This is a genomic window from Rhodovulum strictum (genome assembly GCF_009649175.1).
Taxonomy (GTDB): Bacteria; Pseudomonadota; Alphaproteobacteria; order Rhodobacterales; family Rhodobacteraceae; genus Rhodovulum; species Rhodovulum strictum.
Genome location: NZ_WJPO01000001.1, coordinates 281,708 through 306,048 on the forward strand (window position 1 = coordinate 281,708; position 24,341 = coordinate 306,048).

32 protein-coding genes are annotated in these 24,341 nt (G+C 67.0%); 16 read left to right on the forward strand and 16 right to left on the reverse strand.

What is annotated here, in order from left to right; genetic code table 11:
* The first annotated feature begins 59 nt into the window (after positions 1-59).
* The 4 genes from sdhC to GH815_RS01360 are packed head-to-tail and all read left to right on the forward strand — an operon-like array spanning position 60 to position 3,437.
* A complete protein-coding gene (gene sdhC, locus GH815_RS01345) occupies positions 60-443 on the forward strand; it encodes a succinate dehydrogenase, cytochrome b556 subunit (protein ID WP_153746926.1) in 384 nt (127 codons plus the stop codon).
* Between the two features lie 10 nt (positions 444-453).
* Positions 454-825, forward strand: a complete 372-nt coding sequence (locus tag GH815_RS01350; RefSeq protein ID WP_153746927.1) for a succinate dehydrogenase, hydrophobic membrane anchor protein — start codon at positions 454-456, stop codon at positions 823-825.
* 16 nt (positions 826-841) lie between these two features.
* Complete coding sequence (gene sdhA / locus GH815_RS01355; protein ID WP_153746928.1) at positions 842-2,647, forward strand: succinate dehydrogenase flavoprotein subunit; 1,806 nt, start codon at positions 842-844, stop codon at positions 2,645-2,647.
* Positions 2,648-2,657: 10 nt separating this feature from the next.
* Positions 2,658-3,437: a succinate dehydrogenase iron-sulfur subunit gene (locus GH815_RS01360; protein WP_153746929.1), complete on the forward strand. Its 780-nt coding sequence runs from the start codon at positions 2,658-2,660 to the stop codon at positions 3,435-3,437.
* 48 nt (positions 3,438-3,485) lie between these two features.
* Here the strand turns inward: GH815_RS01360 and GH815_RS01365 are convergent, their stop codons facing one another.
* The 11 genes from GH815_RS01365 to GH815_RS01415 form a co-directional block, all read right to left on the reverse strand.
* The gene (locus tag GH815_RS01365; protein ID WP_343030600.1) at positions 3,486-4,295 is read right to left on the reverse strand and encodes a division plane positioning ATPase MipZ; all 810 of its coding nucleotides are present in this window, start codon (positions 4,293-4,295) and stop codon (positions 3,486-3,488) included.
* Between the two features lie 210 nt (positions 4,296-4,505).
* Complete coding sequence (gene rpmE, locus GH815_RS01370; RefSeq protein ID WP_153746930.1) at positions 4,506-4,727, reverse strand: 50S ribosomal protein L31; 222 nt, start codon at positions 4,725-4,727, stop codon at positions 4,506-4,508.
* 11 nt (positions 4,728-4,738) lie between these two features.
* On the reverse strand, positions 4,739-5,116 hold the full coding sequence (gene rplS, locus GH815_RS01375) for a 50S ribosomal protein L19 (RefSeq protein WP_132695612.1): 378 nt from the start codon (positions 5,114-5,116) through the stop codon (positions 4,739-4,741).
* 52 nt (positions 5,117-5,168) lie between these two features.
* Positions 5,169-5,999, reverse strand: a complete 831-nt coding sequence (gene trmD / locus GH815_RS01380; protein ID WP_153746931.1) for a tRNA (guanosine(37)-N1)-methyltransferase TrmD — start codon at positions 5,997-5,999, stop codon at positions 5,169-5,171.
* Between the two features lie 38 nt (positions 6,000-6,037).
* The gene (locus tag GH815_RS01385) at positions 6,038-6,385 is read right to left on the reverse strand and encodes a hypothetical protein (protein WP_153746932.1); all 348 of its coding nucleotides are present in this window, start codon (positions 6,383-6,385) and stop codon (positions 6,038-6,040) included.
* 29 nt (positions 6,386-6,414) lie between these two features.
* Complete coding sequence (rimM, locus tag GH815_RS01390; protein WP_153746933.1) at positions 6,415-6,924, reverse strand: ribosome maturation factor RimM; 510 nt, start codon at positions 6,922-6,924, stop codon at positions 6,415-6,417.
* Positions 6,925-7,575, reverse strand: coding sequence for a 5,6-dimethylbenzimidazole synthase (gene bluB, locus GH815_RS01395; protein ID WP_153746934.1), 651 nt, complete (start codon positions 7,573-7,575; stop codon positions 6,925-6,927). It lies immediately after the preceding gene.
* A gap of 3 nt (positions 7,576-7,578) precedes the next feature.
* Entirely contained in the window at positions 7,579-7,932 is a 354-nt protein-coding gene (gene rpsP / locus GH815_RS01400; protein WP_153746935.1) for a 30S ribosomal protein S16, read from the reverse strand.
* A gap of 37 nt (positions 7,933-7,969) precedes the next feature.
* Positions 7,970-8,293, reverse strand: coding sequence for a chorismate mutase (locus GH815_RS01405; RefSeq protein ID WP_153746936.1), 324 nt, complete (start codon positions 8,291-8,293; stop codon positions 7,970-7,972).
* Positions 8,294-8,382: 89 nt separating this feature from the next.
* Positions 8,383-9,873, reverse strand: coding sequence for a signal recognition particle protein (gene ffh / locus GH815_RS01410; RefSeq protein WP_153746937.1), 1,491 nt, complete (start codon positions 9,871-9,873; stop codon positions 8,383-8,385).
* A 247-nt stretch (positions 9,874-10,120) separates the two neighbouring features.
* A complete protein-coding gene (locus GH815_RS01415; RefSeq protein WP_153746938.1) occupies positions 10,121-10,714 on the reverse strand; it encodes an FMN-dependent NADH-azoreductase in 594 nt (197 codons plus the stop codon).
* 98 nt (positions 10,715-10,812) lie between these two features.
* Between GH815_RS01415 and GH815_RS01420 the strand changes: the two genes are divergently transcribed.
* A complete protein-coding gene (locus GH815_RS01420; protein WP_153746939.1) occupies positions 10,813-11,688 on the forward strand; it encodes a LysR family transcriptional regulator in 876 nt (291 codons plus the stop codon).
* A complete protein-coding gene (locus GH815_RS01425) occupies positions 11,679-12,572 on the forward strand; it encodes a DMT family transporter (protein WP_153746940.1) in 894 nt (297 codons plus the stop codon). Before GH815_RS01420 ends, GH815_RS01425 begins: the two co-directional genes overlap by 10 nt.
* 9 nt (positions 12,573-12,581) lie before the next feature.
* Here the strand turns inward: GH815_RS01425 and GH815_RS01430 are convergent, their stop codons facing one another.
* Positions 12,582-12,953, reverse strand: a complete 372-nt coding sequence (locus GH815_RS01430) for an ArsR/SmtB family transcription factor (RefSeq protein WP_153746941.1) — start codon at positions 12,951-12,953, stop codon at positions 12,582-12,584.
* A 197-nt stretch (positions 12,954-13,150) separates the two neighbouring features.
* Between GH815_RS01430 and GH815_RS01435 the strand changes: the two genes are divergently transcribed.
* The 5 genes from GH815_RS01435 (at position 13,151) to GH815_RS01455 (ending at position 15,692) form a co-directional block, all read left to right on the forward strand.
* The gene (locus tag GH815_RS01435; RefSeq protein ID WP_343030602.1) at positions 13,151-13,492 is read left to right on the forward strand and encodes an AtpZ/AtpI family protein; all 342 of its coding nucleotides are present in this window, start codon (positions 13,151-13,153) and stop codon (positions 13,490-13,492) included.
* Positions 13,493-13,494: 2 nt separating this feature from the next.
* Positions 13,495-14,247, forward strand: a complete 753-nt coding sequence (locus GH815_RS01440) for a F0F1 ATP synthase subunit A (protein WP_343030603.1) — start codon at positions 13,495-13,497, stop codon at positions 14,245-14,247.
* 43 nt (positions 14,248-14,290) lie between these two features.
* Positions 14,291-14,527 carry a F0F1 ATP synthase subunit C gene (locus GH815_RS01445; protein WP_074220027.1) on the forward strand — a complete coding sequence of 79 codons (237 nt, stop codon included), beginning with the start codon at positions 14,291-14,293 and terminating at the stop codon, positions 14,525-14,527.
* An 81-nt stretch (positions 14,528-14,608) separates the two neighbouring features.
* Positions 14,609-15,127 (forward strand): F0F1 ATP synthase subunit B', encoded by a 519-nt coding sequence (locus GH815_RS01450; RefSeq protein ID WP_153746943.1) that lies wholly within the window; start codon positions 14,609-14,611, stop codon positions 15,125-15,127.
* 4 nt (positions 15,128-15,131) lie between these two features.
* Positions 15,132-15,692 carry a F0F1 ATP synthase subunit B gene (locus GH815_RS01455; RefSeq protein WP_153746944.1) on the forward strand — a complete coding sequence of 187 codons (561 nt, stop codon included), beginning with the start codon at positions 15,132-15,134 and terminating at the stop codon, positions 15,690-15,692.
* A 77-nt stretch (positions 15,693-15,769) separates the two neighbouring features.
* Here the strand turns inward: GH815_RS01455 and GH815_RS01460 are convergent, their stop codons facing one another.
* The 3 genes from GH815_RS01460 to GH815_RS01470 form a co-directional block, all read right to left on the reverse strand.
* Positions 15,770-16,540 carry a FadR/GntR family transcriptional regulator gene (locus tag GH815_RS01460; protein ID WP_153746945.1) on the reverse strand — a complete coding sequence of 257 codons (771 nt, stop codon included), beginning with the start codon at positions 16,538-16,540 and terminating at the stop codon, positions 15,770-15,772.
* 105 nt (positions 16,541-16,645) lie between these two features.
* Positions 16,646-17,308 (reverse strand): OmpA family protein, encoded by a 663-nt coding sequence (locus GH815_RS01465; RefSeq protein ID WP_153746946.1) that lies wholly within the window; start codon positions 17,306-17,308, stop codon positions 16,646-16,648.
* A gap of 109 nt (positions 17,309-17,417) precedes the next feature.
* Positions 17,418-18,266 carry a methylated-DNA--[protein]-cysteine S-methyltransferase gene (locus GH815_RS01470; protein ID WP_246176246.1) on the reverse strand — a complete coding sequence of 283 codons (849 nt, stop codon included), beginning with the start codon at positions 18,264-18,266 and terminating at the stop codon, positions 17,418-17,420.
* 94 nt (positions 18,267-18,360) lie between these two features.
* Here GH815_RS01470 and nth point away from each other — a divergent pair, with 94 nt between their 5' ends.
* The 3 genes from nth to GH815_RS01485 all read left to right on the forward strand — a co-directional run bounded on the left by nth (position 18,361) and on the right by GH815_RS01485 (position 21,382).
* Positions 18,361-19,005: an endonuclease III gene (gene nth / locus GH815_RS01475; protein WP_153746948.1), complete on the forward strand. Its 645-nt coding sequence runs from the start codon at positions 18,361-18,363 to the stop codon at positions 19,003-19,005.
* Complete coding sequence (locus GH815_RS01480; RefSeq protein WP_153746949.1) at positions 19,002-19,997, forward strand: adenosine kinase; 996 nt, start codon at positions 19,002-19,004, stop codon at positions 19,995-19,997. Before nth ends, GH815_RS01480 begins: the two co-directional genes overlap by 4 nt.
* Before the next feature lie 140 nt (positions 19,998-20,137).
* On the forward strand, positions 20,138-21,382 hold the full coding sequence (locus GH815_RS01485) for a S8 family peptidase (RefSeq protein ID WP_246176248.1): 1,245 nt from the start codon (positions 20,138-20,140) through the stop codon (positions 21,380-21,382).
* A gap of 12 nt (positions 21,383-21,394) precedes the next feature.
* Here GH815_RS01485 and GH815_RS01490 read toward each other — a convergent pair whose 3' ends face one another.
* Positions 21,395-22,213: a sulfotransferase family protein gene (locus GH815_RS01490; protein ID WP_153746950.1), complete on the reverse strand. Its 819-nt coding sequence runs from the start codon at positions 22,211-22,213 to the stop codon at positions 21,395-21,397.
* 132 nt (positions 22,214-22,345) lie between these two features.
* Here GH815_RS01490 and GH815_RS01495 point away from each other — a divergent pair, with 132 nt between their 5' ends.
* Entirely contained in the window at positions 22,346-23,923 is a 1,578-nt protein-coding gene (locus GH815_RS01495; RefSeq protein WP_153746951.1) for a DUF5928 domain-containing protein, read from the forward strand.
* Between the two features lie 9 nt (positions 23,924-23,932).
* Positions 23,933-24,313: an HIT domain-containing protein gene (locus GH815_RS01500; protein ID WP_153746952.1), complete on the forward strand. Its 381-nt coding sequence runs from the start codon at positions 23,933-23,935 to the stop codon at positions 24,311-24,313.
* The last annotated feature ends 28 nt before the right edge of the window (positions 24,314-24,341 follow it).

Here is a 24,341-nt window from a genome sequence, read left to right on the forward strand (position 1 = left end):
AGGGCGCAGAAACCGTTATCAGATCGGGCGATAGCTGCGCCCAGGACGAGAGGCACGCCATGGCTCATTTCAACCGCGGTAACCGGCCGCTTTCGCCGCATATCCAGATCTACCGCCCGCAGATCACGTCCGTCACCTCGATCCTGACCCGGGTGACCGGCAATGCGCTGATCGTGGCGACGATCCTGATCGTGTGGTGGTTTCTGGCCGCGGCCAAGGGCCCCGAGGCCTTTGCCCGTGCCGATTGGGTGCTGACCTCGTGGTTCGGCAATCTGGTGCTGTTCCTGTCGCTCTGGGCGCTGTGGTATCACACGCTGGCGGGCATCCGGCACCTGATCTGGGATACCGGGCGGGGGCTGGAACTGAAGACGGCCGAGATGCTGGGCTGGGCCGTGATCGGCGGTTCGGCGGTGCTGACCGTGCTGACCGTTCTGGTCGTCTGAGGGGGAAGACATGCGTTATCTGACCGACCGCAAGCGCGCGCTGGGCCTTGGCGCCGCCAAGACCGGAACCGAACATCACTGGATCCTGATCGTGACCGGCGTCGCGCTGGCGGGCCTTATCCCGGCCTTCGTGCTGATCTTCGGCCGGGCGCTGGGCGGCAGCCACGCAGATGTGGTGGCCACCTTCTCGCGCCCCTTCCCGGCGCTGGTTGCGCTGCTGACGCTGTTCGTGGGCCTTTTCCATTTCCGCAAGGGCGCCCAGACCGCGATCGAGGACTATACCCGCGGCATCCGCCGCACCGTGCTGCTGATCGCGATGATCTGCATCACCTATTCGGCCATGGCGGCCGGTCTTTACGCGATCATCCGCATCGCTCTGTAAGTTTCGAGGGACCAAGATGGCCGCTTACGAATACGAGACGCATGAATATGACGTTGTGGTGGTCGGCGCCGGTGGCGCGGGGCTGCGCGCGACGCTGGGCATGGCCGAACAGGGCTTGCGCACGGCCTGCATCACCAAGGTCTTTCCGACCCGCTCGCATACGGTGGCAGCCCAGGGCGGCATCGCTGCCAGCCTTGGCAACATGGGGCCGGACCATTGGCAATGGCACATGTATGACACGGTCAAGGGGTCCGACTGGCTGGGCGATACGGATGCCATGGAATACCTCGCGCGCGAGGCACCCAAGGCGGTCTATGAACTGGAACATTACGGCGTGCCGTTCTCGCGCACCGAAAAGGGCCGGATCTACCAGCGCCCCTTTGGCGGGCACACCACCGAATTCGGCGAAGGCCCGCCGGTGCAGCGCACCTGTGCCGCGGCCGACCGCACCGGCCATGCGATCCTGCACACGCTCTATGGCCAGTCGCTGAAACAGAAGGCGGAATTCTTCATCGAGTATTTCGCCATCGACCTGATCATGTCCGAGGATGGCGTGTGTCAGGGCGTCGTGGCGTGGAAGCTCGATGACGGCACGATCCATGTCTTCGCCGCCAAGATGACGGTTCTGGCCACGGGCGGCTATGGCCGGGCCTATTTCAGCGCGACCTCGGCGCATACCTGCACCGGCGATGGCGGCGGTATGGTGGCGCGGGCCGGGCTGCCGCTTCAGGACATGGAATTCGTGCAGTTCCATCCCACCGGCATCTATGGCGCTGGCTGCCTGATCACCGAGGGCGCGCGCGGCGAGGGCGGCTATCTGACCAATTCGGAAGGCGAGCGGTTCATGGAACGCTATGCGCCGACCTACAAGGATCTGGCCTCGCGCGATGTGGTCAGCCGCTGCATGACCATCGAGATCCGCGAGGGCAGGGGCGTCGGCCCGAACAAGGACCACATCCACCTGAACCTGTCCCACCTGCCGCCCGAGGTTCTGGCCGAACGGCTGCCCGGCATTTCCGAAAGCGCCAAGATCTTTGCTGGTGTGGACGTGACGCGCGAACCGATCCCGGTGCTGCCGACCGTGCATTACAACATGGGCGGCATCCCCACGAACTATTGGGGCGAGGTGCTGGACCCGACGCCCGACCATCCCGACCGCGTGGCGCCCGGCCTGATGGCGGTGGGCGAGGCGGGCTGTGCCTCGGTGCATGGGGCGAACCGGCTGGGCTCGAACTCGCTGATCGACCTGGTGGTGTTCGGCCGCGCCGCGGCGATCCGGGCCAAGGATGTGGTCGATCCGAAAACGGCGGTGCCCGCGCCGAACAAGGCGTCGATCGACAGCGCCCTTGGCCGTTTCGACGGGTTGCGCCATGCCAAGGGCAGCGTGCCGACCGCCGATCTGCGGCTCGAGATGCAGAAGACCATGCAGGCCGATGCGGCGGTCTTCCGCACCTCGAAATCGCTGTCCGAAGGCTGCGCCAACATGGCCCGCGTCGCCGCCAAGATGGACGACATCAAGGTGACCGACCGTTCGCTGATCTGGAACTCGGACCTTATGGAGACGCTGGAGCTGACCAACCTGATGCCCAACGCGCTGGCCACCGTCGTCAGCGCCGAGGCGCGCAAGGAAAGCCGCGGCGCCCATGCCCACGAGGATTACCCCGACCGCAATGACGAGACCTGGCGCAAGCACACGCTGTCCTGGGTCGAGGGGCCGTCCGTGCGTCTGGCCTATCGCCCGGTCAAGCTGGAACCGCTGACCAGCCCCGACGAAGGCGGCATCGACCCGAAGAAGATTGCGCCCAAGGCGCGGGTCTATTGAGGAGACGGAGATGGTTGAACTGACGCTCCCCAAGAACTCGGTGATCCGCACCGGCAAGACCTGGCCGAAACCGGCGGGTGCCACCAATGTCCGCGAATTCCGCATCTATCGCTGGGATCCCGACAGCGGCGAGACGCCCCGGGTGGACAGCTATTTCGTCGATCTCGACACGTGCGGGCCGATGGTTCTGGACGCGCTGATCAAGATCAAGAACGAGATCGACCCGACGCTAACCTTCCGCCGCTCCTGCCGCGAGGGGATTTGCGGCTCTTGTGCGATGAATATCGACGGCACCAATACGCTGGCCTGCACCCGCGGCATGGACGAGATCCGCGGCGTCGTGAAGATCTATCCGCTGCCGCATATGCCGGTGGTCAAGGATCTGGTGCCCGACCTGACGCATTTCTACGCCCAGCACGCCTCGGTCATGCCCTGGCTGGAAACCGAGACCAACGAGCCGGTCAAGGAATGGCGCCAGTCGCCCGAGGATCGCAGGAAGCTGGACGGGCTTTACGAATGCATCATGTGCGCAAGCTGCTCGACGGCCTGTCCGTCCTATTGGTGGAACGGCGACAAGTATCTGGGCCCGGCCGCGCTGCTGCATGCCTATCGCTGGATCATCGACTCGCGTGACGAGGCGACGGGCGATCGGCTGGACCAGCTTGAGGATCCGTTCAAGCTCTATCGCTGCCACACGATCATGAACTGCACCAAGACCTGCCCCAAGGGCCTGAACCCGGCCAAGGCGATTGCCGAGATCAAGAAGATGATGGTCGAACGCGCGATCTGACGCGCGCATGCCACGGCAGGGCAGGGGCGGATGCGCCTGCCCTTGCAGTCAGAAGCTGACCTCGACCCCCGGCAGGCGCAGCTCGACCATCAGATCGCGCAATTCCTGCCGTGCTGCGATGTTCGAGATGTTCATCCCCGTGACGCCGGTATCGCGCAGATCCAGCAGCGTCAGCCCGCTGGGGAACAGTTCGCGAAAGATCACCCGCTCCGAGAAGCCGGGCGCCACGCGGAAGCCGATGCGGCGCGACAGGTTGACCAGCGCATCGCCCATCTTGCGCTTGTTGTGCATCTGCTGGGCGCCCAGCCGGTTGCGCAGCACCACCCAGTCGATCGGCTTCAGCCCCGCCTGCGCCCGCAACTGCCGCGCGTTCCAGACCATTTCCGAATAGATCGAGGGGCCGAGGATCCGGCCCGTCGCGCCGTCATGCCGGGCCAGCAGGTCGAAATCTATGAAGCTGTCATTCAGGGGCGTGATCAGCGTGTCGGCCAGCGTATGCGCGACCTGGCTCAGCCGCGTGTGCGAGCCGGGGCAGTCGATCAGGATGAAATCCTTGTCCTGCTCCATCCCGGCAATCGCCTCGGCGATGCGGCGATCATGCAGGTTCTCGCCCGCGTCCATCTGGTCGGGCGCGATGTCGGGCAGGTCGCGGTATTCGGGCGTCGGCAGGTCGATGCCGCTGCGCTCCAGATAGGCGGTGCGGTTCTCCATGTAGCGGCCGAAACTGCGCTGGCGCAGGTCCAGATCCAGCGTGCCGACCCGATGGCCCAGCCGCGCCAGCGCGGTTGCCACATGCATCGACACGGTGGACTTGCCCGCCCCGCCCTTTTCGTTGCCGACGACGATGATATGCGCCACGTCACCTTCCCCCTGCGATCTGTATGCCTATGGGCGAGAGAGTCGCTGACAACCATATGTTGTGTCTCGCGCCAGCGAAAGCCGGAGTTGACGACAAGCCGACACAGGCCCGGCCTCTGGCCCGCGCGCCACATCCCGGTTGCAGCCACCCGGAACGAGAACGCCGCCCCGTGGGGGCGGCGTGTCCCTGAAATCCGGACGGGTTTCGGCTCAGAAGCCCAGACCTTCGTATTTCTTCTTGAACTTCGACACGCGGCCGCCGGTGTCCATCAGGCGCGAGCTGCCGCCGGTCCAGGCGGGGTGCACCGACGGGTCGATGTCAAGCGCGAGCGTATCACCCGCCTTGCCATAGGTCGATTTCATCTGGACCACGGTGCCGTCGGTCATCTTGACGTCGATCACGTGGTAGTCGGGATGGATGTCCTTGCGCATGGTCGCTCTCCTCACGCCTCGGTCTTGGGCTTGTAGGTGCTGTCCTCGGCGATCCGGGCGGATTTGCCCCGGCGCGCGCGCAGGTAATACAGCTTGGCGCGGCGCACACGGCCGCGGCGGACCACCTCGATCGAGTCGATATTGGTCGAGTAGAGGGGGAACACCCGCTCGACACCCTCGCCGAACGAGATCTTGCGCACGGTGAACGAGCCGGCAATGCCCTTGCCGTTGTTGCGGGCGATGCACACGCCTTCGTAGTTCTGGACGCGCGAACGGGTGCCCTCGGTCACCTTGTAGCCCACGCGGATCGTGTCGCCCGGCTTGAAGTCGGGGATCTTCTTGTCGAGGGCGGCGATCTGTTCCGCCTCGAGCTGTGCGATCAGGTTCATCGCAGCGTCTCCATCTCTGCTCGCGGTTCGTTCCGCGAAGGTGATGCAGCCCCTAGAGCTCTGCGTCTCCATCCGGGTCCCTGCCGTGCCGTGCACGATAGGCCCGCCAGAGGTCGGGGCGGCGTTCCTTGGTCAGCCTTTCGGCCTCGGCCCGGCGCCAGGCGGCGATCTTCGCGTGATGGCCCGACAGGAGAATGTCGGGGATCGCGCGGCCTTTCCAGACGGCGGGCCGTGTATACTGCGGATGTTCAAGCAGACCCTCGGAAAAGGATTCCTCCTCCGTGGATGCCTGATTCCCGAGTACGCGGGGTATAAGGCGGACACTCGCGTCGATCAAGGCCTGTGCAGCGATCTCGCCGCCTGTCAGGACGAAATCCCCCAGGCTGACCTCCTCGACGGCGTATTCCTCGATCACCCGCTCGTCCAGCCCCTCGAACCGGCCGCAGATCAGCGTGATCCCCTCGGCCTGCGCGAAGCGTTGCGCCATCGCCTGGCAAAACGGGGCGCCGCGCGGCGACAGATAGACGACCGGCCAGCGGCTGCGGTCGGCGGGCGTGCCCAGCGCGGCCTGATCCAGCGCGGCGCCCATCACGTCGGGGCGCAGCACCATGCCCGCGCCGCCGCCTGCCGGGTTGTCATCGACATTGCGGTGCCTGCCCTCGCCGAAGGGGCGCAGATCGACCGTTTCCAGCGCCCAGAGCCCCATATCCAGCGCCCGGCCGGTCAGCGACAGGCCCAGCACACCGGGAAAGGCTTCGGGGAACAGGGTGATGATGCGCGCGGTCCAGGCGCCTTTCAGGCGCGGCCGCTCGTCCATCAGGTCGCGCGGTTGCAGGCTGGCCGAGATCGAGAGCCGCCCATGGGATTTCGGTGCGTCCGTCATGGGCGGTCTCTAGCCGGAAACCGGGCGGGGCGAAAGCCTCAGCCCTTGCGCGACATCACGGCCGCGCCGACAAGCCCCACCGCCGAAACAAGGATCGGCAGCCAGAGCGGCAGCGCGACAACCGGGGCGCCAAGGGCCCAGACGATCCCGAAGCCGATCAGGAAGACGAGGTTGACCCAGATGATCTGGTTGAAGACCAGCATGGGCAGCGCCTTGGCCAGCGTCTTGCCCTGCGCGGCGCGGGCGGCGGCGGCCTCGGGGTCAAGGACGCGCGCGACGGTGGCCAGCGCGGCGATCACCAGGATGACCCAGACCGGGTTCTCCGATTGCCCGGCCAGAAAGCCGCCGGCCAGGATGATCGCGTAAAAGATGTTCGCAGGGGACATGGGGATCCTCGTTCCTTGTTGTTCGGCGCTCAGGGGAACAGACCTTCGGGCGGATCCGCAATGAGACGCCCCGCCGCAAGATCGACCGTCGGCACGCAGGCCGCGGTAAAGGGCAACAGCACGGTCGCACTCAGCCCGGGCCCGTGGATCTCCAGCAGATCCCCCGCGCCATGGTCATGCACCGCCCGCACCCGGCCCAGAACCTTGCCGCCGGTATCCAGCACCTCGATCCCGATCAGGTCGGCATGGTAGAATTCGTCATCGGGCAGGGCGGGCAGGGCGGCGCGGTCGGCGAACAGCCGCACGCCCTTCAGCCCGTCGGCCTGTTCCTTGGTGGCGATGCCGGTCAGCCGGGCGGCGAACCCGCCCTTGACGGCGCGGGTCAGCGTTACCGCAAAGGACCGCTTGCCATCCTCGGTGAAAAGCGGGCCGTAATCGGCGATCGAGTCAGGCTCGGCGCAGAAGCTTTTCAGCCGCACCTCGCCCCGCACCCCGAAGGAGCCGCCGATCACGCCCACGCAGACACGGGTTTCGGCCATCTAGCGCCCCTCGACATGCAGCGCTTCGGCGCGCCGCTCCCAGCCGACTTCTTCCAGTTCGGGATGGTCGCGCTCGACCTCGGGCCAGCCGATGCAGAGATAGGCCACCAGCGACCAGTCGGCGGGCACCGCCAGATCGCGGCAAAGCCGATCAGGATCCAGCACCGACACCCAGCCGACGCCCAGCCCCTCGGCCCGGGCCGCAAGCCAGAACATCGAGATCGCGGCCACCACCGAATAGCGCCGCATCTCGGGCATGGTTGCCGCGCCAAGCCCCGCGCCCTGGGGCGTGGCCTCGTCGCAGAAGACGGCCAGTTGCACCGGCGCGCGGTCCATCCCCGACAGTTTCAGCCGCGGATAAAGCGCGGCCTTCTCGCCGTCATAGCCCGCAAGGGCGGCGGCATTCGCGGCCTCGAAATTGGCGCGCGCGGCCTGGCGGGCCGCGTCGCTGTCCAGCCGCAGGATGCGCCACGGCTCCGACAGGCCCACCGAAGGCGCCAGCCGGAACGCATCAAGGCAGCGGTCCAGAAGCGCCTCGTCCACCGGATCGGGGCGAAAGTGCCGCACGTCGCGCCGCCACCGCATGAGCCGGGAAAGCTCGTCGCGAAAGGCGGGCGCGAACCGGTCGGGCTGCGGAGCCGTGGCAGCCATCGCTTACTCTGCGCCTGCCTCGGCGGCCTTGGCGGCCTTTTCCTCGGCGCGGGCCTTGGCCTTGGCGCCCGGCACGGCCTTCTTGGGGTTGCTGCGCTCGGTTTTTGCAACGACGCCCGCGGTTTCCAGCATCCGGGCGATCCGGTCGGTCGGCTGGGCGCCCTGGCCGAGCCAATGCTTCACGCGGTCCAGATCCATGCGGACACGCTGTTCGTTGTCCTTGGCCAGAAGCGGGTTGTAGATGCCCAGCTTCTCGATGAAGCGGCCATCGCGCGGGGCGCGGCTGTCGGCCACGACGATGCTGTAGAAGGGACGCTTTTTCGAGCCGCCGCGGGCGAGACGAAGTTTCAGTGCCATGTCAGTTTCTCCTGTATCTGGCGTTCGGCAGGGGTGCCTATTTCTGGTGTTCGATATGGTGTCGGATGACTTCCTGAATGATGAAGTTCAGGAATTTCTTGGCAAATTCCGGGTCGAGATCGGCCTCGCGGGCGAGCTGTTCGAGCCGGGCAATCTGGGTTTCCTCGCGGGTGGGGTCCGAGGGGGGCAGGCCGTGCTGCGCCTTGAGCTGGCCCACCGCCTGGGTGTGCTTGAACCGCTCGCCCAGCGTGTAGACAAGGATCGCGTCCAGCCGGTCGATGCTGGCTCGGTGCTCGCGCAGAAGTGCGGCGGCGCGGGCGGTGTCGTCGGTCACAAGCCACTCCTTTCGGCGAGATTGCATCGGGCAAGGGCCAGTCCCCCGGCCCGCGGCGCGCTCAGCGCCGGGTCGCAGGCCGCCGCCCGCTGGGGATATGCCGGAACGCGCCGCATCTATTTCTTCTTGCCCAGCCCCGACAGGCCCGGCGGCAGATCCAGGCCGCCCATTCCGCCCGGCAGCCCGCCGCCCATCCGGCGCGCGGCTTCTTCCAGCGCCTTGGGATCCATGTCCGCGCCCAGACCGGGCAACCCGCCCTTGCCCATCATCCCGGCCATCGCGCGTTTCAGCATGGCGCGACCGCCCTTCTGGCCAAGTTTCTTCATCATGTCAGACATCTGGCGGTGCATCTTGAGAAGCTTGTTCAGCTCCGGCACGTCGATTCCGGCACCGGCCGCGATGCGGCGCTTGCGGCTGGCCTGAAGGATCTGGGGATTGGCCCGCTCGACCTTGGTCATGGAATTTATCAGCGCGATCTGGCGGCGCAGGATCGAATCGTCGAAGCCCGCATCGGCCATCTGCTTGGACATCTTGCCCATGCCGGGCATCATCCCCATGATGCCCTCCATCCCGCCCATCTTGAGCATCTGTTCAAGCTGCATCTTCAGGTCGTTCATGTTGAACTGACCCTTCTGGAAGCGCTTCATCATCCGCTCGGCCTGTTCGGCCTCGATGGTGGCTTGCGCCTTTTCCACCAGCGACACGATATCGCCCATGCCGAGGATGCGGCCCGCGATGCGTTCGGGGTGGAATTCCTCAAGCGCGTCCAGCTTTTCGCCAAGGCCCACATACTTGATCGGCTTGCCGGTGACCGCGCGCATCGACAGCGCCGCACCGCCGCGGCCGTCGCCATCCATCCGGGTCAGGATGACACCGGTGATGCCGATGCGGCCGTCGAAATTCTCGGCGGTGTGAACGGCGTCCTGACCGGTCAGGCCATCGACCACCAGAAGCGTCTCGCGCGGGGTCGCGACGTCGCGCACGGCCTCGACCTCGGCCATCAGCGCCTCGTCGATGGAAAGCCGGCCGGCGGTGTCCAGCATGTAGACGTCATAGCCGCCCATCGCGGCCTGCTGCTTGGCGCGTTTCGCGATGTCGACCGGCTTCTGGCCGGGCACGATGGGCAGGGTGTCGACGCCGATCTGTGCGCCGAGGATGGCAAGCTGTTCCATCGCCGCCGGGCGGTTCACGTCGAGCGAGGCCATCAGCACCCGCTTGCCGTTCACCTCCTTGAGGCGTTTTGCCAGCTTGGCGGTGGTCGTGGTCTTGCCGCCGCCCTGAAGCCCGACCATCAGGATCGGCGCGGGCGGGTTGTCGATTTTCAGATATCCCGGTTCGCCCTCGCCGGTCAGCACGCGCACCAGTTCGTCATGGACGATCTTGACCACCTGCTGGCCGGGCGTGACCGAGCGTGTCACCTCCTGCCCGGTGGCCTTGTCCTGCACCGACTTGACGAAGCTGCGCGCGACGGGCAGCGAAACGTCGGCCTCCAGAAGCGCCACGCGCACCTCGCGCAGCGCGGTCTTGACGTCGTCCTCGCTCAGCGCGCCCTGCTTGGTCAGGCGGTCGAACACGCCGGACAGGCGGTCTGATAGACTTTCGAACATGGGCCGGGCCCTCCGTCGACCGTTGCACCTGCCCCCGATATGGGCGGGGACGCCTGAAATGTCAGCGCGACGAAGCGCCAAACGAGTGACGCCCCCGTGGGCGAAACCTCGCTGACGGGGGGCGATCCCGGGACATGGCCGGGACCGGAAGGCGTGAACCGTTCCGGATATCGGGCTGGCTTAAGCCATGGATGGGGGCGGGAGTCAAGTCCGGCCTGCCCGTGCGAGGGGGCAGGCCGGGCCTGTGTCAGGCCGCGCGGGGCAGTCGGTCGACCGCCGCCTGGGCGGCGGCAAGGGCGGCCTCGGGATCCAGCGCCAGCCGGTCGGCGCCCAGCACGGTCACATCGGTCAGCCCGAGGAAGCCCAGAACATGGGTAAGGTAGCGGGTGGCAAAGTCGATATCCGAGCCGAAGGCGGTCCCGCCCGAGGCGGCGGCCACGATCACCCGCTTGGCCCCCAGCAGCCCTTCGGGCCCGGCCTCGGTGTAGCGGAAGGTGACGCCTGCGCGGGCCACCAGGTCGATCCAGGCCTTGAGCGCGGCGGGCAGTCCGAAATTGTAGACCGGCAGGCCGATCACGATGGTATCGGCGGCCTTCAGTTCCGCGATCAGGCTGTCGGACAGCGCCAGTTCGGCGCGCTGCGCTTCGGTCCGGTCGGCCTCGGGGGTGAAATTCGCGCCGATCCAGTCGGCCGTCAGCAGCGGCAGGCCCTCGGCCAGATCGCGGGTCAGGATGCGGGTGTCGTCACCGGCAAGGCGCGCAACGACACGGTCGGTCAACTCGCGCGAGACCGAGCCTTCGCGGCGGGCCGAACTGTCGATGCGTAGGAGGGTGTTGGACATGGGGGCTCCGTTGGAGTGGGATTGTGGAGGGCAAGATGGCCCTTGCGCTGGCGAACACAATTGCTCAAAATCAACAAGGTCTGTGAGGTGGCGCACATATGGATCTCGACAATTGGGACGAAATCCGCACCGCCTATCATGTTGCCCGGCTGGGCACCGTCAGCGGTGCGGCCGAGGCGCTGGGGGTGCATCACGCGACCGTCATCCGCCATGTCGATGCGCTGGAGAACCGGCTGGGGGTGAAGCTGTTCCAGCGCCACGCCCGCGGCTACACGCCGACCGAGGCGGGCGAGGAACTGTTGCAGGTCGCCCAGGTGACCGCCGAGCAGTTCAGCCAGTTGGCCGGGCGGCTGCGCGGGCAGGGCGCGGCGATGACCGGCGATCTGGCCGTGACCTCGGTCGACTCGCTGACGCCGCTTCTGGTGCCGGTGCTGGCCGCGTTCCAGGCCGATCATCCCGATCTGTCGGTGCGGCTGATGGCCGATCCGCGGCTTTACCGGCTGGAATATGGCGAGGCGCATGTGGCGGTGCGCGCAGGCGCCCGGCCGGACGAGCCGGACAACATCGTGCAGACGCTTTATGTCCAGCGCAGCGGGCTTTATGCCTCGCCCGATTATGTGGCGGCGCATGGCCCGCTGGGCGAGGATCTGTCGGCCCATCGCTTCGTCGGCCCCACCGACGAGGGCCATCGCGCGCCGTTCTACCGCTGGCTGCGGGCGCATGTCCCGGCCGAGCGCATCACCTTTCGCGTAGGCGACATGCGCGGCGCGGTCGAGGCGGTCGAGGCCGGGGCGGGCATCGGTTTCGTGCCAATCTGGCAGGCGCGCGGCCTGCCCGATCTGGTCGAGATGCGCCCGCCCCGGCCCGACTGGGAGGTGACGCTATGGCTGGTCACCCATGTCGATCTGCACCGCACGCCCAAGGTTCAGGCACTGACCGCGCAATTGAAGGAGGCCGCGCGATCATGGCCCTGACGCGGGCCGAGGCGCTGCGCGGGCATCTGGCGATGCTGGTCTTCTCGGGGCTGGTGGCGGGCTCGTTCAGCTTCGGCAAGCTGATCGCCAACGATATCGACCCCGCCGCGCTGACTGCGCTGCGTTTCGCGATCGCGGGGGCGCTGATCGGGGCGGCGGCGGCGCTGGGGCCGGGGCTGGCGGCGCATGCCTTTCGCGCGCCCTGGCGGTTCCTGATCCTGGGCGGGCTGTTCGGCGCCTATTTCGTCCTGATGTTCGAGGCGCTCAAGACCGCCGATCCGGTTGCGACAGCGGCGATCTTCACGCTGACGCCGGTCATGGCGGCGGGCTTCGGCTGGCTGTTCCTGCGCCAGCTGACCACGGGCCGGATGGCGCTGGCGCTGGCGGTGGGGGCGGCGGGCGCGCTATGGGTGATCTTTCGCGGCGATCCGGCGGCGCTGATCGCGTTCGACCTTGGCCGGGGCGAGGCGGTGTTCTTCGTCGCCGCGCTGGCCCATGCCGCCTATACGCCGCTGGTGCGCAGGTTCAACCGCGGCGAGCCCGCGCTTGTCTTTACCTTCGGGATGATGATGGCGGCGCTGGTGCTGCTGCTGATCTACGGGTTGCCGTCGATTCGCGCGACCGACTGGGCGGCGCTGCCCGCGCGGGTCTGGTGGGTGGTGCTGTACCTGGCGATCTTTGCCAGCGCGATGAGTTTCGTGATCCTGCAATACGCAGCGATGCGGCTGCCCTCGGCCAAGGTGATGGCCTATACCTATCTGACGCCTTGCTGGGTGATCGGCTGGGAGATCGCGCTGGGCAATGCCGCGCCCCGGGGGCTGGTGCTGGGGGGCATCGCCCTGACGGTGCTGGCGCTGGTCCTGCTCTTGAAGGAGGACGGGTAGGGCGGCCCGTCAGATGCCGTCGCGGCAGGCGTCGTCGGGAGTGTGTTGCGCCGTCGCCCCGTCATCGAGTTCCGTCCGAAGAAACCGCTCGAACGCATCCAGATCCACGGGGTCGAACTGGCCGAAGCCCTGCATCCAGACCGAGGCATCGCGCAGCGCGTCGGGTTCGAGCTTGCACCATTTCACCCGCCCGCGCTTTTCCTGGCTGATCAGCCCCGCGCGGGTCAGGATGACCAGATGTTTCGAGATCGCGGCCAGCGACATCTCGAAGGGCTCGGCGACATCGGTCACGGCCATGTCGTCCTCAAGCAGCATGGCGAGGATCGCGCGCCGCGTCGGGTCGGCGAGGGCGGCGAAAACGATGTCGAGCCGGTGGTCCATCCGCCCAGCTTTGGGCGCGGCCGGGTGGAACGTCAACCGCAAGGTTGAATATGCAGGTCGGTCGAAAGGCCGGGGATGCGGCGGTGCAGCGTTTGATGAAGCTATATGAAAACAATGGCTTATGCGGGAAGATGGGCGCTTGACTCGGGGTCGCCCCCTCTCTAGGTTCGCCGCGACTGTCCGAGGGGGCGCTCAGGGTGATTGATCCGGCGGAAAGAGAGCGGCTAAAGCGGCTCGAAGACCGGATCCGTGCCCTGAAGAAGGTCGAGGCCGCCGAGTCCGGCAAGCGCCACCAGGACGAGCATTATTCCCAGGCGCAACTGGCCTGGCGGATGGTGATCGAGCTTGTCGCCGGTCTGGGGATCGGCTTCGGCATCGGGTATGCGGTGGACCTGTGGCTGGGGACGCTGCCGATCTTCCTGGTGCTGTTCATATTGCTGGGCTTTGCCGCCGGGGTGCGTGTGATGATGCGCTCGGCGGCCGAGATTCAGAGGCAACAGGTGGCCGAGCAGGCTGCCAAGGACGACAAGAGGGATTGAACGTGGCAAGCGACCAAGCGACCGGCGGCCTGCAGATCCACCCGATGGACCAGTTCATCGTCAAGCCGCTGTTCGGCGGCGATGCGATCCACTGGTACACGCCCACCAACGTGACGCTGTGGATGGCGCTTGCGGTGGTCTGCGTGGTGCTTCTACTGGTGATCGGCACGCGCGGGCGCGCGCTGGTGCCAAGCCGGGTGCAGTCGGTCGCCGAGCTTGCCTATGGCTTCGTCTACAAGATGGTCGAGGATGTCGCGGGCAAGGACGGGGTGAAATATTTCCCCTATATCATGACGCTGTTCATCTTCATCGTCTTCGCGAACTTCCTGGGCCTGATCCCGATGGCGTTCACCACGACATCTCATATCGCGGTGACGGCGACCATGGCGCTGGCGGTGTTCTTCTTCGTGACGATCCTGGGCGTGGTCAAGAACGGCGTCGGCTTTCTCAGCCTGTTCTGGATCAGTGCCGCGCCGCTGGCGCTGCGGCCGATCCTGGCGCTGATCGAGGTGATTTCCTACTTCGTCCGGCCCGTCAGCCATTCCATTCGTCTTGCCGGCAACATGATGGCCGGGCACGCGGTGATCAAGGTGTTCGCGGGCTTCGCGGGCGTGCTGGGCGTCGGCGCGATCTTTCCGCTGGCCGCCATCACCGCGGTCTATGCGCTGGAGGTTCTGGTGTCCTTCATCCAGGCCTATGTCTTCGCGATCCTCACCTGCGTCTACCTGCGCGATGCGCTGCATCCGCACCACTGACGCAATCCGAAATCTGCCAATTCCAACGTAAGGAGAAATCGACATGGAAGGCGATATCGTTCAAATGGGCGCCTATATCGGTGCGGGTCTGGCATGCACCGGCATGGGCGGCGCCGCGGTCGGTGTGGGCCACGTTGTCGGCAACTACATCTCGGGTGCGCTGCGCAACCCGTCGGCGGCTGCCTCGCAGACCGCGACCATGTTCATCGGTATCGCGTTCGCCGAAGCGCTGGGGATCTTCTCGTTCCTCGTCGCGCTTCTGCTGATGTTCGCCGTCTAATCTCCCCGAACCGATCCTTACGGCCGGGTGGGGGCTTGAACAGCGCCCGCCCGGTGTAATCCCGGGGTCCAGGGGGACGACATGGCAACTGATACGAACGCGGCCGAACCGGTCGGCATGCCGCAACTCGACTTTTCGACCTTCCCCAACCAGATCTTCTGGCTGGTGGTGACTCTGGTCGTGATCTATTTCGTGCTGTCGCGCATCGCGCTGCCGCGCATCGCGGCCGTGCTGGCCGAGCGGCAGGGCACGATCTCGAACGACATCACCGCGGCCGAAGAGCTGAAGCTCAAGGCGCAGGAGGCCGAGCGCGCCTATGAAAAGGCGCTGGCCGATGCCCGTGCCGAAGCGCAGCGCATCGTCGCCGAGACCCGTGCCGAGATCAAGGCGGACCTCGATGCCGCCACCGCCCGTGCCGATGCCGAGATCGCGGCGCGTGCCGCCGAGGCCGAGAAGCAGATCGCCGAGATCCGCGAGAATGCGATGGAAAGCGTGACGCTGGTGGCCAGGGCGACGGCTGCGGAACTGGTCTCTGCGCTGGGCTTTCAGGCCGATGGGGCCGCCGTGGATACGGCTGTCGCGTCCAAGCTGAAGGGGTAGGGTGATGAAGAAACTCGCAGTTGCTGTCAGCCTTGCGGCCAGCCCCGCCTTCGCCGCATCGGGTCCGTTCTTCTCGTTCTACAACACCGATTTCGTGGTGCTGGTGTCGTTCCTCGCCTTTGTCGGCGTGCTGGTCTACCTCAAGGTGCCGGGCAAGCTGGCGGGGATGCTCGACAAGCGTGCCGCCAACATCCAGAACGATCTGGACGAGGCGCGCGCCCTGCGCGAGGAGGCCCAGTCGGTTCTGGCCTCGTATGAGCGCAAGCAGAAAGAGGTTCAGGAGCAGGCCGAGCGCATCATTGCGACCGCCCGCACCGAGGCCGAGGCGGCCGCCGCCAAGGCCAAGGACGACCTGAAGGCCACGATCGAGCGCCGTCTTGCCGCCGCCGATGAACAGATCGAGTCGGCCAAGGCCGGTGCCGTGCGCGAGGTGCGCGACCGGGCGATCGCCGTGGCCGTGGCCGCTGCGCGCGAGGTGGTGGCCCGTCAGATGACCGATGCCACCAATGACCGGCTGGTTGACGCCGCTATCGGCGATGTGCAGGCCAAGCTGACGTTGCACTGAGCGGTCCGACAGAACAGGAAACGGCCCGGCAAGCGATTGCCGGGCCGTTTTCCGTTCTGCACCCGGCGTCGGGGTCGTCAGCCGCGGCCAGCCACCTGTTCCAGCCGTTGCCGGGCAATGGCCTCGTTGCGCTCGGATTGCAGGTGGTCGGACAGCGCGGTTTCGACATAGCTAAGATGCCGTTCCACCGCGGCGCGGGCGCCCGGCGCGTCGCGGGCCTGCAACGCCGCGTTGATCGCGCGGTGCTGATCCAGCAGCATCGCCCGCGTGGTGCGCTGGCTGAACATGATCTGGCGGTTGTAGAACACGCCTGCGCGCAACAGATCGAACATGGCGCGCATCACATGCAGCATGACCAGGTTGTGGCTGGCCTCGATGATGGCGATGTGGAACTCGGCATCCAGCCGGGCTTCGTCGGCGGGGTTGCGCTTTTCATGCGCGGCCTCCATCCGGCGAAAGATCGCGTCGATCACCGCCAGATCGGTGTCCGAGCCGCGACGGGCGGCGCGTTCGGCCGCCATCGCCTCGATGTCGCGGCGAAAGGCGATGTAGTCGAACAGCGCCTCGTCATGGCGGGCGAAAAGCTGCACCAGCGCCTCGGGGAAGGCGGCGCCCAGCACTTCGGCCACGAACAGACCCGCGCCGGGGCGGCTGACCAGCAGCCCGCGATCCTGCAACTCGGCGATGGCTTCGCGCAGCGAGGGGCGCGAGACGCCCAGCCGCTCGGCCAGATCGCGTTCCGAGGGCAGCCGTTCGCCCGGGCGCAGGATGCCGCGCAGGATCAGAAGCTCGATCTGGCGCACGACGGCGCCCGACAGCTTCTCGGGGTGAACCTTCTGGAAGGGCATGGCCGGACTCCCTGAAATCGGTCAGAAGATATGACCGCCTTGCGGGGAGCGGCAACGGCAAATGCGCATCGCCCCCGCCGGACAGGCCAGCGGGGGCGGCATTGGTCAGTTGGTCGGGCGGATGATGATCTCGACCCTGCGGTTCTGTGCCCGGCCTTCGGGCGTCAGGTTCGACGCGATCGGCTGTTCCTCGCCCCGGCCAAAGGCGCGGATGCGCCGCGGATCGACGCCCGACCCGGTCAGCACCGCCGCGACGGCACCCGCCCGGCGGGACGACAGATCCTGGTTGTGGGCGGCCGAGCCGGTGTTGTCGGTATGGCCGATGATGTCCACGGTGCTGTTGGGATACTGGTTCAGGTTGCGCGCCAGCCCCCGCAGATCCTCGCGCAGGTCGGGCCGGACCGCGGCGCTGTCGATGGCAAACAGGATGTCCTGCGGCATGGTCACGACAAGCTGCGAGCCGGTATTGACCACGTTGATCCGGTCATTGCCCATGTCGCGGCGCAGATCGGCCGCCTGCCGGTCAAGCCCGCTGCCGATCGCCGCACCGGCCGCCGCGCCGACCGCGGCACCCACCAGCGCATCGCGCGCGTCGCGCTTGCCGCCATCGGTGACGATCATGCCGGTGACCGCGCCAAGGCCCGCACCGATCAGCGCGCCTTCCTTGGTGCGCTGGCGGGGATCGCCGGTATCGGTGGTGGTCGGCGTGCAGGCCGCCAGCGCCAGCGCGCCGGCCGCGGCCACTATAAGGGGGGTCTTCGCTCGCATCGGTTCTGCCTCTTGCTTCAGGCCCGGCTGATCCGGACATCGCGCCCGAATATAGTGAATCCGGCGCCTCGATGCGAGGGCATGCAGGGGCTGGGCGGCAAGTTGCCGATCACGGCTCTGTGCCTGCCGCCTCGGCGCGGGCCCCTTCCCAGGCCAGCATCGCGCGCTTGACCGGCAGCCCCCAGTGATAGCCGCCCAGCCCGCCACCTGCGCGCAGGACGCGGTGGCAGGGGATCAGGAAGGCGACCGGATTGCGCCCGACCGCCGTGCCCACCGCGCGCGCGGCGCGCGGGCTGCCGATGGCGCGGGCGATTTCCGCATAGGTGGTGACCTGGCCCGAGGGGATCGCCAGAAGCGCCTCCCAGACCTTGATCTGGAACGGGGCGCCGATCAGGTGCAGGGCCGTGCCGCCCGTGCCGAAGGCAGCGGCGACAAGCGGCGCGATGGCGTCGGGGTCTTCGACGAAATGCGCGGCGGGCCAGCGGGCGGTCAGGTCGGCATGGGCGGCGGCGGGGCCGGTTTCGTCGGTGAAGGCCAGCCCGCACAGGCCGCGATCGGTGGCCATGGCCAGCGCCGGGCCGAACGACGTTGCGAACAGGCCGTGGCGGATCGTCAGCCCCGCCCCGGCGCGCGCATAGACACCGGGGCTCATCGCCTCCCATGTCAGGAACAGGTCGTGCAGCCGCCCCGCGCCCGACAGGCCCAGCGCATCCGCCGTCGCCAGCGTGGTGAACCGCTCGCGCATCAGGGTGCGGGCATGGTCGAGCGTCAGGTATTGCTGGTACCGCTTGGGCGAGACCCCGGCCCAGCGCGAGAAGACGCGCTGGAAATGCGCGGGGCTCATGTCCATCTCGGCCGCCAGCCGGTCAAGCGGCAGCGCATGCCCGCCCGCCGCGTCGATCCGGTCGATGGCGCGGCGGATGATCTGGTAATGGTAACTGTCGGTGGTATCCTGCATGGGTCGAGGATAGGCGCCGCGCGGCAGGGGCGCGACCCGAAACATGCGCGAAATCGCCGTTGCCTGGGCGCGGCCTTGCGGGCATAGGGATGGCATGGCGCAGCCGCTCGATTACAGAACGATCCGCGAGATCTTTGCCCGCTTTCAGGCCGCCGAGCCCGAGCCGAAGGGCGAGCTTGAGCATGTCAACGCCTATACGCTGCTGGTCGCCGTGGCGCTGTCGGCGCAGGCGACCGATGTGGGGGTGAACCGGGCCACGCGGGGGCTGTTCGCGGTGGTGGACACGCCCGAAAAGATGCTGGCTTTGGGCGAAGAGGGGCTGATCGGGCATATCCGCACGATCGGGCTTTACCGCAACAAGGCGAAGAACGTGATCGCGCTGTCGCGCATCCTTGTCGAGGAATATGGCGGCGCGGTGCCGTCCTCGCGCGCGGCGTTGCAGGCGCTGCCCGGCGTGGGGCGCAAGACGGCGAATGTGGTGCTGAACATGTGGTGGGGGCTGCCCGCGCAGGCGGTGGACACCCATATCTTTCGCGTCGGCAACCGCACCCGCATCGCGCCCGGAAAGAGTGTCGAGGCGGTCGAGCGCGCCATCGAGGACAATGTTCCCGCCGAATTCCAGCGCCATGCCCATCACTGGCTGATCCTGCATGGCCGTTACGTCTGCAAGGCGCGCAAGCCTGTCTGCGCCAATTGCCTGATCCGCGATCTCTGCCCATACGAGGACAAGACCTTATGACCAAACCCTATCACGTCGTCGGCATCGGCAATGCGCTGGTCGACATCCTGGCCCATGCCGAAGACGCGTTTCTGGCCGATAACGGCATCGAGAAGGGGATCATGCAGCTGATCGACATGCAGCGCGCGGTCGATCTCTATGGCCGGGTGGGTCCGGCGCAGGAGATCTCGGGCGGGTCGGCGGCGAACACGATTGCGGGCATCGCCCAGCTTGGCGGGCGGACGGCCTATGTCGGCAAGGTCAAGGACGACCAGTTGGGTGCGATCTTTGCCCATGATCTGCGCGCGCAGGGGGCGCATTACACGACCCGCCCCGCGCCCGGGGACACCGAGGGCGAAACCGGGCGCTGCATCGTGCTGGTGACACCCGATGGCGAGCGGTCGATGAACACCTATCTGGGCGTCACCGAGCATCTGACACCAGCCGATATCGACGAACGCCAGATGGCCGGGGCCGAATGGATCTATCTTGAGGGTTATCGCTTCGATGGGCCGGAAAGCCATGAGGCATTTGCCAAGGCCATCGGCGCGGCCAAGTCGGCGCGGGGGCGGGTGTCGCTGACGCTGTCCGATCCGTTCTGCGTGGAACGCCATCGCGATGCGTTCCGGCGGATGATCCGCGAGGATGTGGACCTGCTGTTCGCGAACCGGGCCGAGATCCTGTCGATGTACGAGACCGACGACTTTTCCGAGGCGCTGAGCCGGGCCGCTGCCGAGATCGACATCGTGGCCTGCACCGACAGCGAGAATGGTGCGCATATCCTGGCCGAGGGGCAGCACTGGCATGTGCCCGCGGTGCCGACGCAGGTGGTGGATGCGACCGGGGCGGGCGATCTGTTCGCGGCGGCGTTCCTGTGGGGGCTGACCCATGGCCATGATCTGGAACGTTGCGGGCGGATGGGCTGTGTTGCGGCGAGCGAGATCATCAGCCATATCGGCGCGCGCCCCGAGGCCGATCTGTCGGCGCTGTTCCGTCAGCACGGGCTGGTCTGAGCCCTTCTTTCCGCTTCGGAAAACCGTGATCCGGGCGTAGACTGGCGCCCGGGCCGGTGAGGGGCCTTGCTGTGGTTTCCCAGTGCGTTCCGTTTCCTGCCCCCGTGCCGGTGAGCGTTGAACCATAGGGGGGAAAGGCCATGGGAGATCTGTCGCGATACGTGATCCTGCGCGACCGCAATGCCGATCTGCGCAAGCGCGTGACGGGCGAGGCATTCGTCGAGGCACCGGGAATGGCCGGCATGCTGGGCGAGGCGGCCGGGCCGCGGCTGGGGGCGATGCTGCCGCCCGGCCCCGAACTGGACATGGCCGATCTGACCGCGCACGAGGCCAAGGACGCGCTGCGCCAGGGCGATGTGGTGGGGGTCGTGCGCTCGATCCCGACGGCGCTGATCGCGCCGAAGGACAATCCCGCCAATGCCGCCGCGACCGACACCTGGGGCATCAAGGCGGTGCGCGCCGATGCCTCGCCCTTTACCGGCGCAGGCGTCAAGGTGGCGGTGCTGGATACCGGCATCGACGCGACCCACCCGGCCTTTTCCGGGATGCTGCTGGTCCAGCAGGATTTCACCGGCGAGGGCGATGGCGATGCGAACGGCCATGGCACCCATTGCGCGGGCACGATCTTTGGCCGCGACGTGAACGGCCAGCGCATCGGCGTGGCGCGTGGGGTCGGCGAGGCGTTCATCGGCAAGGTGCTGAGTGCGTCAGGCTCGGGCACGTCCGAGATGATGTTCAGCGCGCTCAAGCGGGCGTCGGAGGAACGGGTTCAGGTGATCTCGATGTCGCTGGGCTTCGATTTTCCGGGCCTGGTCAAGTTTCTGATCGAACAGGAGGATTTCCCCGCCGATCTGGCCACCTGGATCGCGCTGGAAGGGTTCCGCACCAATCTGGCGATGTTCAATGCGCTGATGAACATGATCCGCCAGCAGGCGGTGTTCGATGGCGGAACGGTGGGGATCGCGGCCAGCGGCAATGAAAGCCGGCGCGAGATCCATCCCAATTACGAGGTCGGCGCCTCGGTGCCGGCGGTGGCCGAAGGCTGCATCGCGGTGGGCGCGTTCCAGCAGGGCGCGGCGGGGCTGCGGATTGCCGATTTCTCGAACACCAATCCGGATATTGCCGCGCCGGGCGTGGGCGTGCTGTCGGCACGGACGGGGGGCGGGCTGGTCGCGCTGTCGGGCACCTCGATGGCCTGTCCGCATGTGGCAGGGCTGGCCGCGCTGTGGTGGGAGGCGACGCGCGCGGGTGCGCTGCCCGCCAATGCCGGGACGGTGACGATGCGGCTGTTGTCCTCGGCCACGGTGGCGGGGATCGCGCCGGGGGTTCAGGTGGCCGATCGCGGGCAGGGGCTGGCGCAGGCGCCGCTGTCGCCGATCGGCTGAAGGCAGCCGGGATCAGTCGCCCAGCTTGGCATGCACCTCGTCAAGGTCGATCTCGCCCAGCGGCATCCGGTTGGCGGGATTGGCGAAATCGTAGCGAAAGAGTTCGAAGTCGCGGCGATAGATCTCGTGCATCAGATGCATGGCGAGGTCGTCGAAATAGGCCTCGACCGGGTGGGCACGCTTTGGCCCGTGGGATGCGGATTCGTTGAACCGGGGAATGGCGGCGAGGTCCACCCGGTGCGGGGGGGCGGCGGCGTCCAGCACGGCCTGCATCCCCTCGTCGAAACGTTCGGTGAAGAAGATGCGGTCATAGCGCCCGCCGCCCAGGATGAAGGTCGAGATATGGCCCGACATGGCCGACCAGTGGATGTCGGGCTCCATCGGTTTTCGCCAGCGGATGGTGTCGCGGGCGAACAGCAGAAAGCGGCGGAAGCTGGCGATCTGGTCGAATTCGGCGCTGCCATCCGCGCCGCCGACATCTATGCCGTACTTCTGGACCAGCATCGGCACCAGCTTGCCGCGATAGCGGTTGCCATTGCGCTGGATGCCGCAGATCTTGTCGAAGAACGACGACAGGATGCGGGAATAGGGATTGCGCACGCAGGTAAAGGCGGGCGCTCTGCGGGCACGCACCACACGGTCGATCGGGCCCTGGCTGTCCTCTTGCGCCCATTTGTGCAGCCCTTCGGTGGCATCATGGATGTCGCCGTCGAAGAAATGCCCATGATCCGAGTAATAGAGGATCTGGCCGATGGTCGAGCAGGCGCATTTCGGCACGACGCGGTAGACCATGCTTTCGCTGGTCGTCATCCAGGTGCCGGGAAAGCCCATCCTCGCCTCCGCTGCGATGGCGGGAACCTGCGCCGCCTCTGACCCGTTCTAGGCGAAAGACTCATAACAAATTTTCAACGAAGACCGGGGCATGGTCGGCGCACGCGAAAAACCGGAGCTGGGCCGCACGCGATGGCGAGAATCGCCTTTATCCTTCTGTGCCACAAGGCACCAGACGAGGTCATTGCCCAGGCCCGGCGGCTGTGCGCGGCAGGCGATTACGTCGCGATCCACTATGACGGGCGCGCGCCCGCGGCCGAGTTCGCGGCGATAAGGGCGGCGCTGGCGGGCGATCCGGGGGTCGTGTTCGCGCGTCGGCGGGTGAAATGCGGCTGGGGCGCGTGGTCTCTGGTCGCGGCGACGCTGGAAGCGTTGCGCGCGGCGCTGGCGGCATTCCCGCGTGCCAGCCATTTCTACATGCTGTCGGGCGATTGCATGCCGATCAAGACGGCCGAACATGCCCATGCCTTTCTCGATGCGCGCGACGCCGACCATATCGAAAGCTTCGATTTCTTCCGCTCGGACTGGATCCGCACCGGGATACGGGAAGAACGGCTGATCTATCGCCATCCGTTCAACGAGCGCCGCCACAGGCGGCTGTTCCATGCCGCGCTTGCGGTTCAGCGGCGGCTGGGGCTCAGGCGCGCGATCCCGGCCGATCTGCGGGTGATGATCGGCAGCCAGTGGTGGTGCCTGCGTCGCCGCACGGTCGAGGTGGTGCTGGATTTCATCCGCGCCCGGCCCGACGTGGTGCGATTCTTTCGCGGCACATGGATCCCCGACGAAAGCTTTTTCCAGACGCTGGTGCGCCATCTGGTGCCCGAGGCCGAGATCAGCACCAGATCGCCAACCTTCCTGATGTTCACCGATTACGGGATGCCGGTGAGCTTTTACAACGACCATTACGACCTGTTGCTGGCGCAGGATTACCTGTTCGCGCGCAAGATCTCGCCCGAGGCGCAGGCGCTCAAGGCGCGGTTGGGCACGCTTTACGCCGCGACCGGCCTGCGCTTTCCGATCTCGGACGAGGGGCGGCGGCTGCATGAATTCCTGACCGGCCGGGGAAGGGTCGGGCGCCGCTTCGCGCCGCGCATCTGGGAAACCGAGGCAAGCCTGGGCAGCGGGCGCGAATTGCTGATCGTGACCAGCAAGAAATGGCATCTGGCCCGGCGGCTGGTCGCGCGCATGGCCGAGGTCGCGGACGTGCCGGGGGTCGGCTACCTGTTCGACGAACAGGCGGCGGGCCTGCCCGATCTGGGCGGCATCGGGGAAAGCCTTGAAAAGCGCAACCGCCACCGCCGCGCTCTGGTGCGGATGCTGTTCGACCATTTCGGCACCGACCGGCTGGCGATCTGCCTAGACACCTCGGGCATCGAGGCGATGCGCGATTTCCACACCGACCGCGCCCGCGTGGGGGTGCTGGAAATCCGCTGCGATTTCAGCGATGCCGATCTGGCCGGGCATGCGCGGCGCGTCGGTCTGGCGGGCGAGCAGACCCCGGCCGAGGCGCTGGACCGGCTGCTGCCGACGATCCGGCGCGACATCGCCTTTGAAAGCGACCGGCTGGACGGGGCGGGCTTTGCCGGTCTTCTGCGCATCGACCAGCGCCGCGCGCCCGCCGAAAACACGGCCGCTCTGGCGCAGTTCCTCTCGATCCCTTACGAAGCGGCAGGCAAGATCGCCAGGACCGACCAGCTTTTCGCCGATTGAGGAACCCCCATGCCCTATGTCTATGACGATCAGAACGTGTTCGCCAGAATCCTGCGCGGCGAGATCCCGAACGACACGGTGATGGAAACCACCTACACGCTGGCCTTCAACGACATCGCGCCGCAGGCCCCGGTGCATGTGCTGGTGATCCCCAAGGGGCCCTATGTCTGCTTCGACCATTTCGCACAGGACGCCTCGGCCGCCGAGATCGCCGATTTCACCCGCGTCCTGGGCGAGATCTGCCGGGCAAAGGGCTTGCAGCCTGGCGAGGGGGGCGCAGGCTACCGGCTGATCGCCAATTCCGGCCGCGACGCCATCCAGGAGGTGCCGCACATGCATGTGCATATCCTGGGCGGGCGCGATCTGGGCCGGATGCTGGCCCCGGCCTGATCCGGCCCCCGGCTGACCAGAGGGCGGC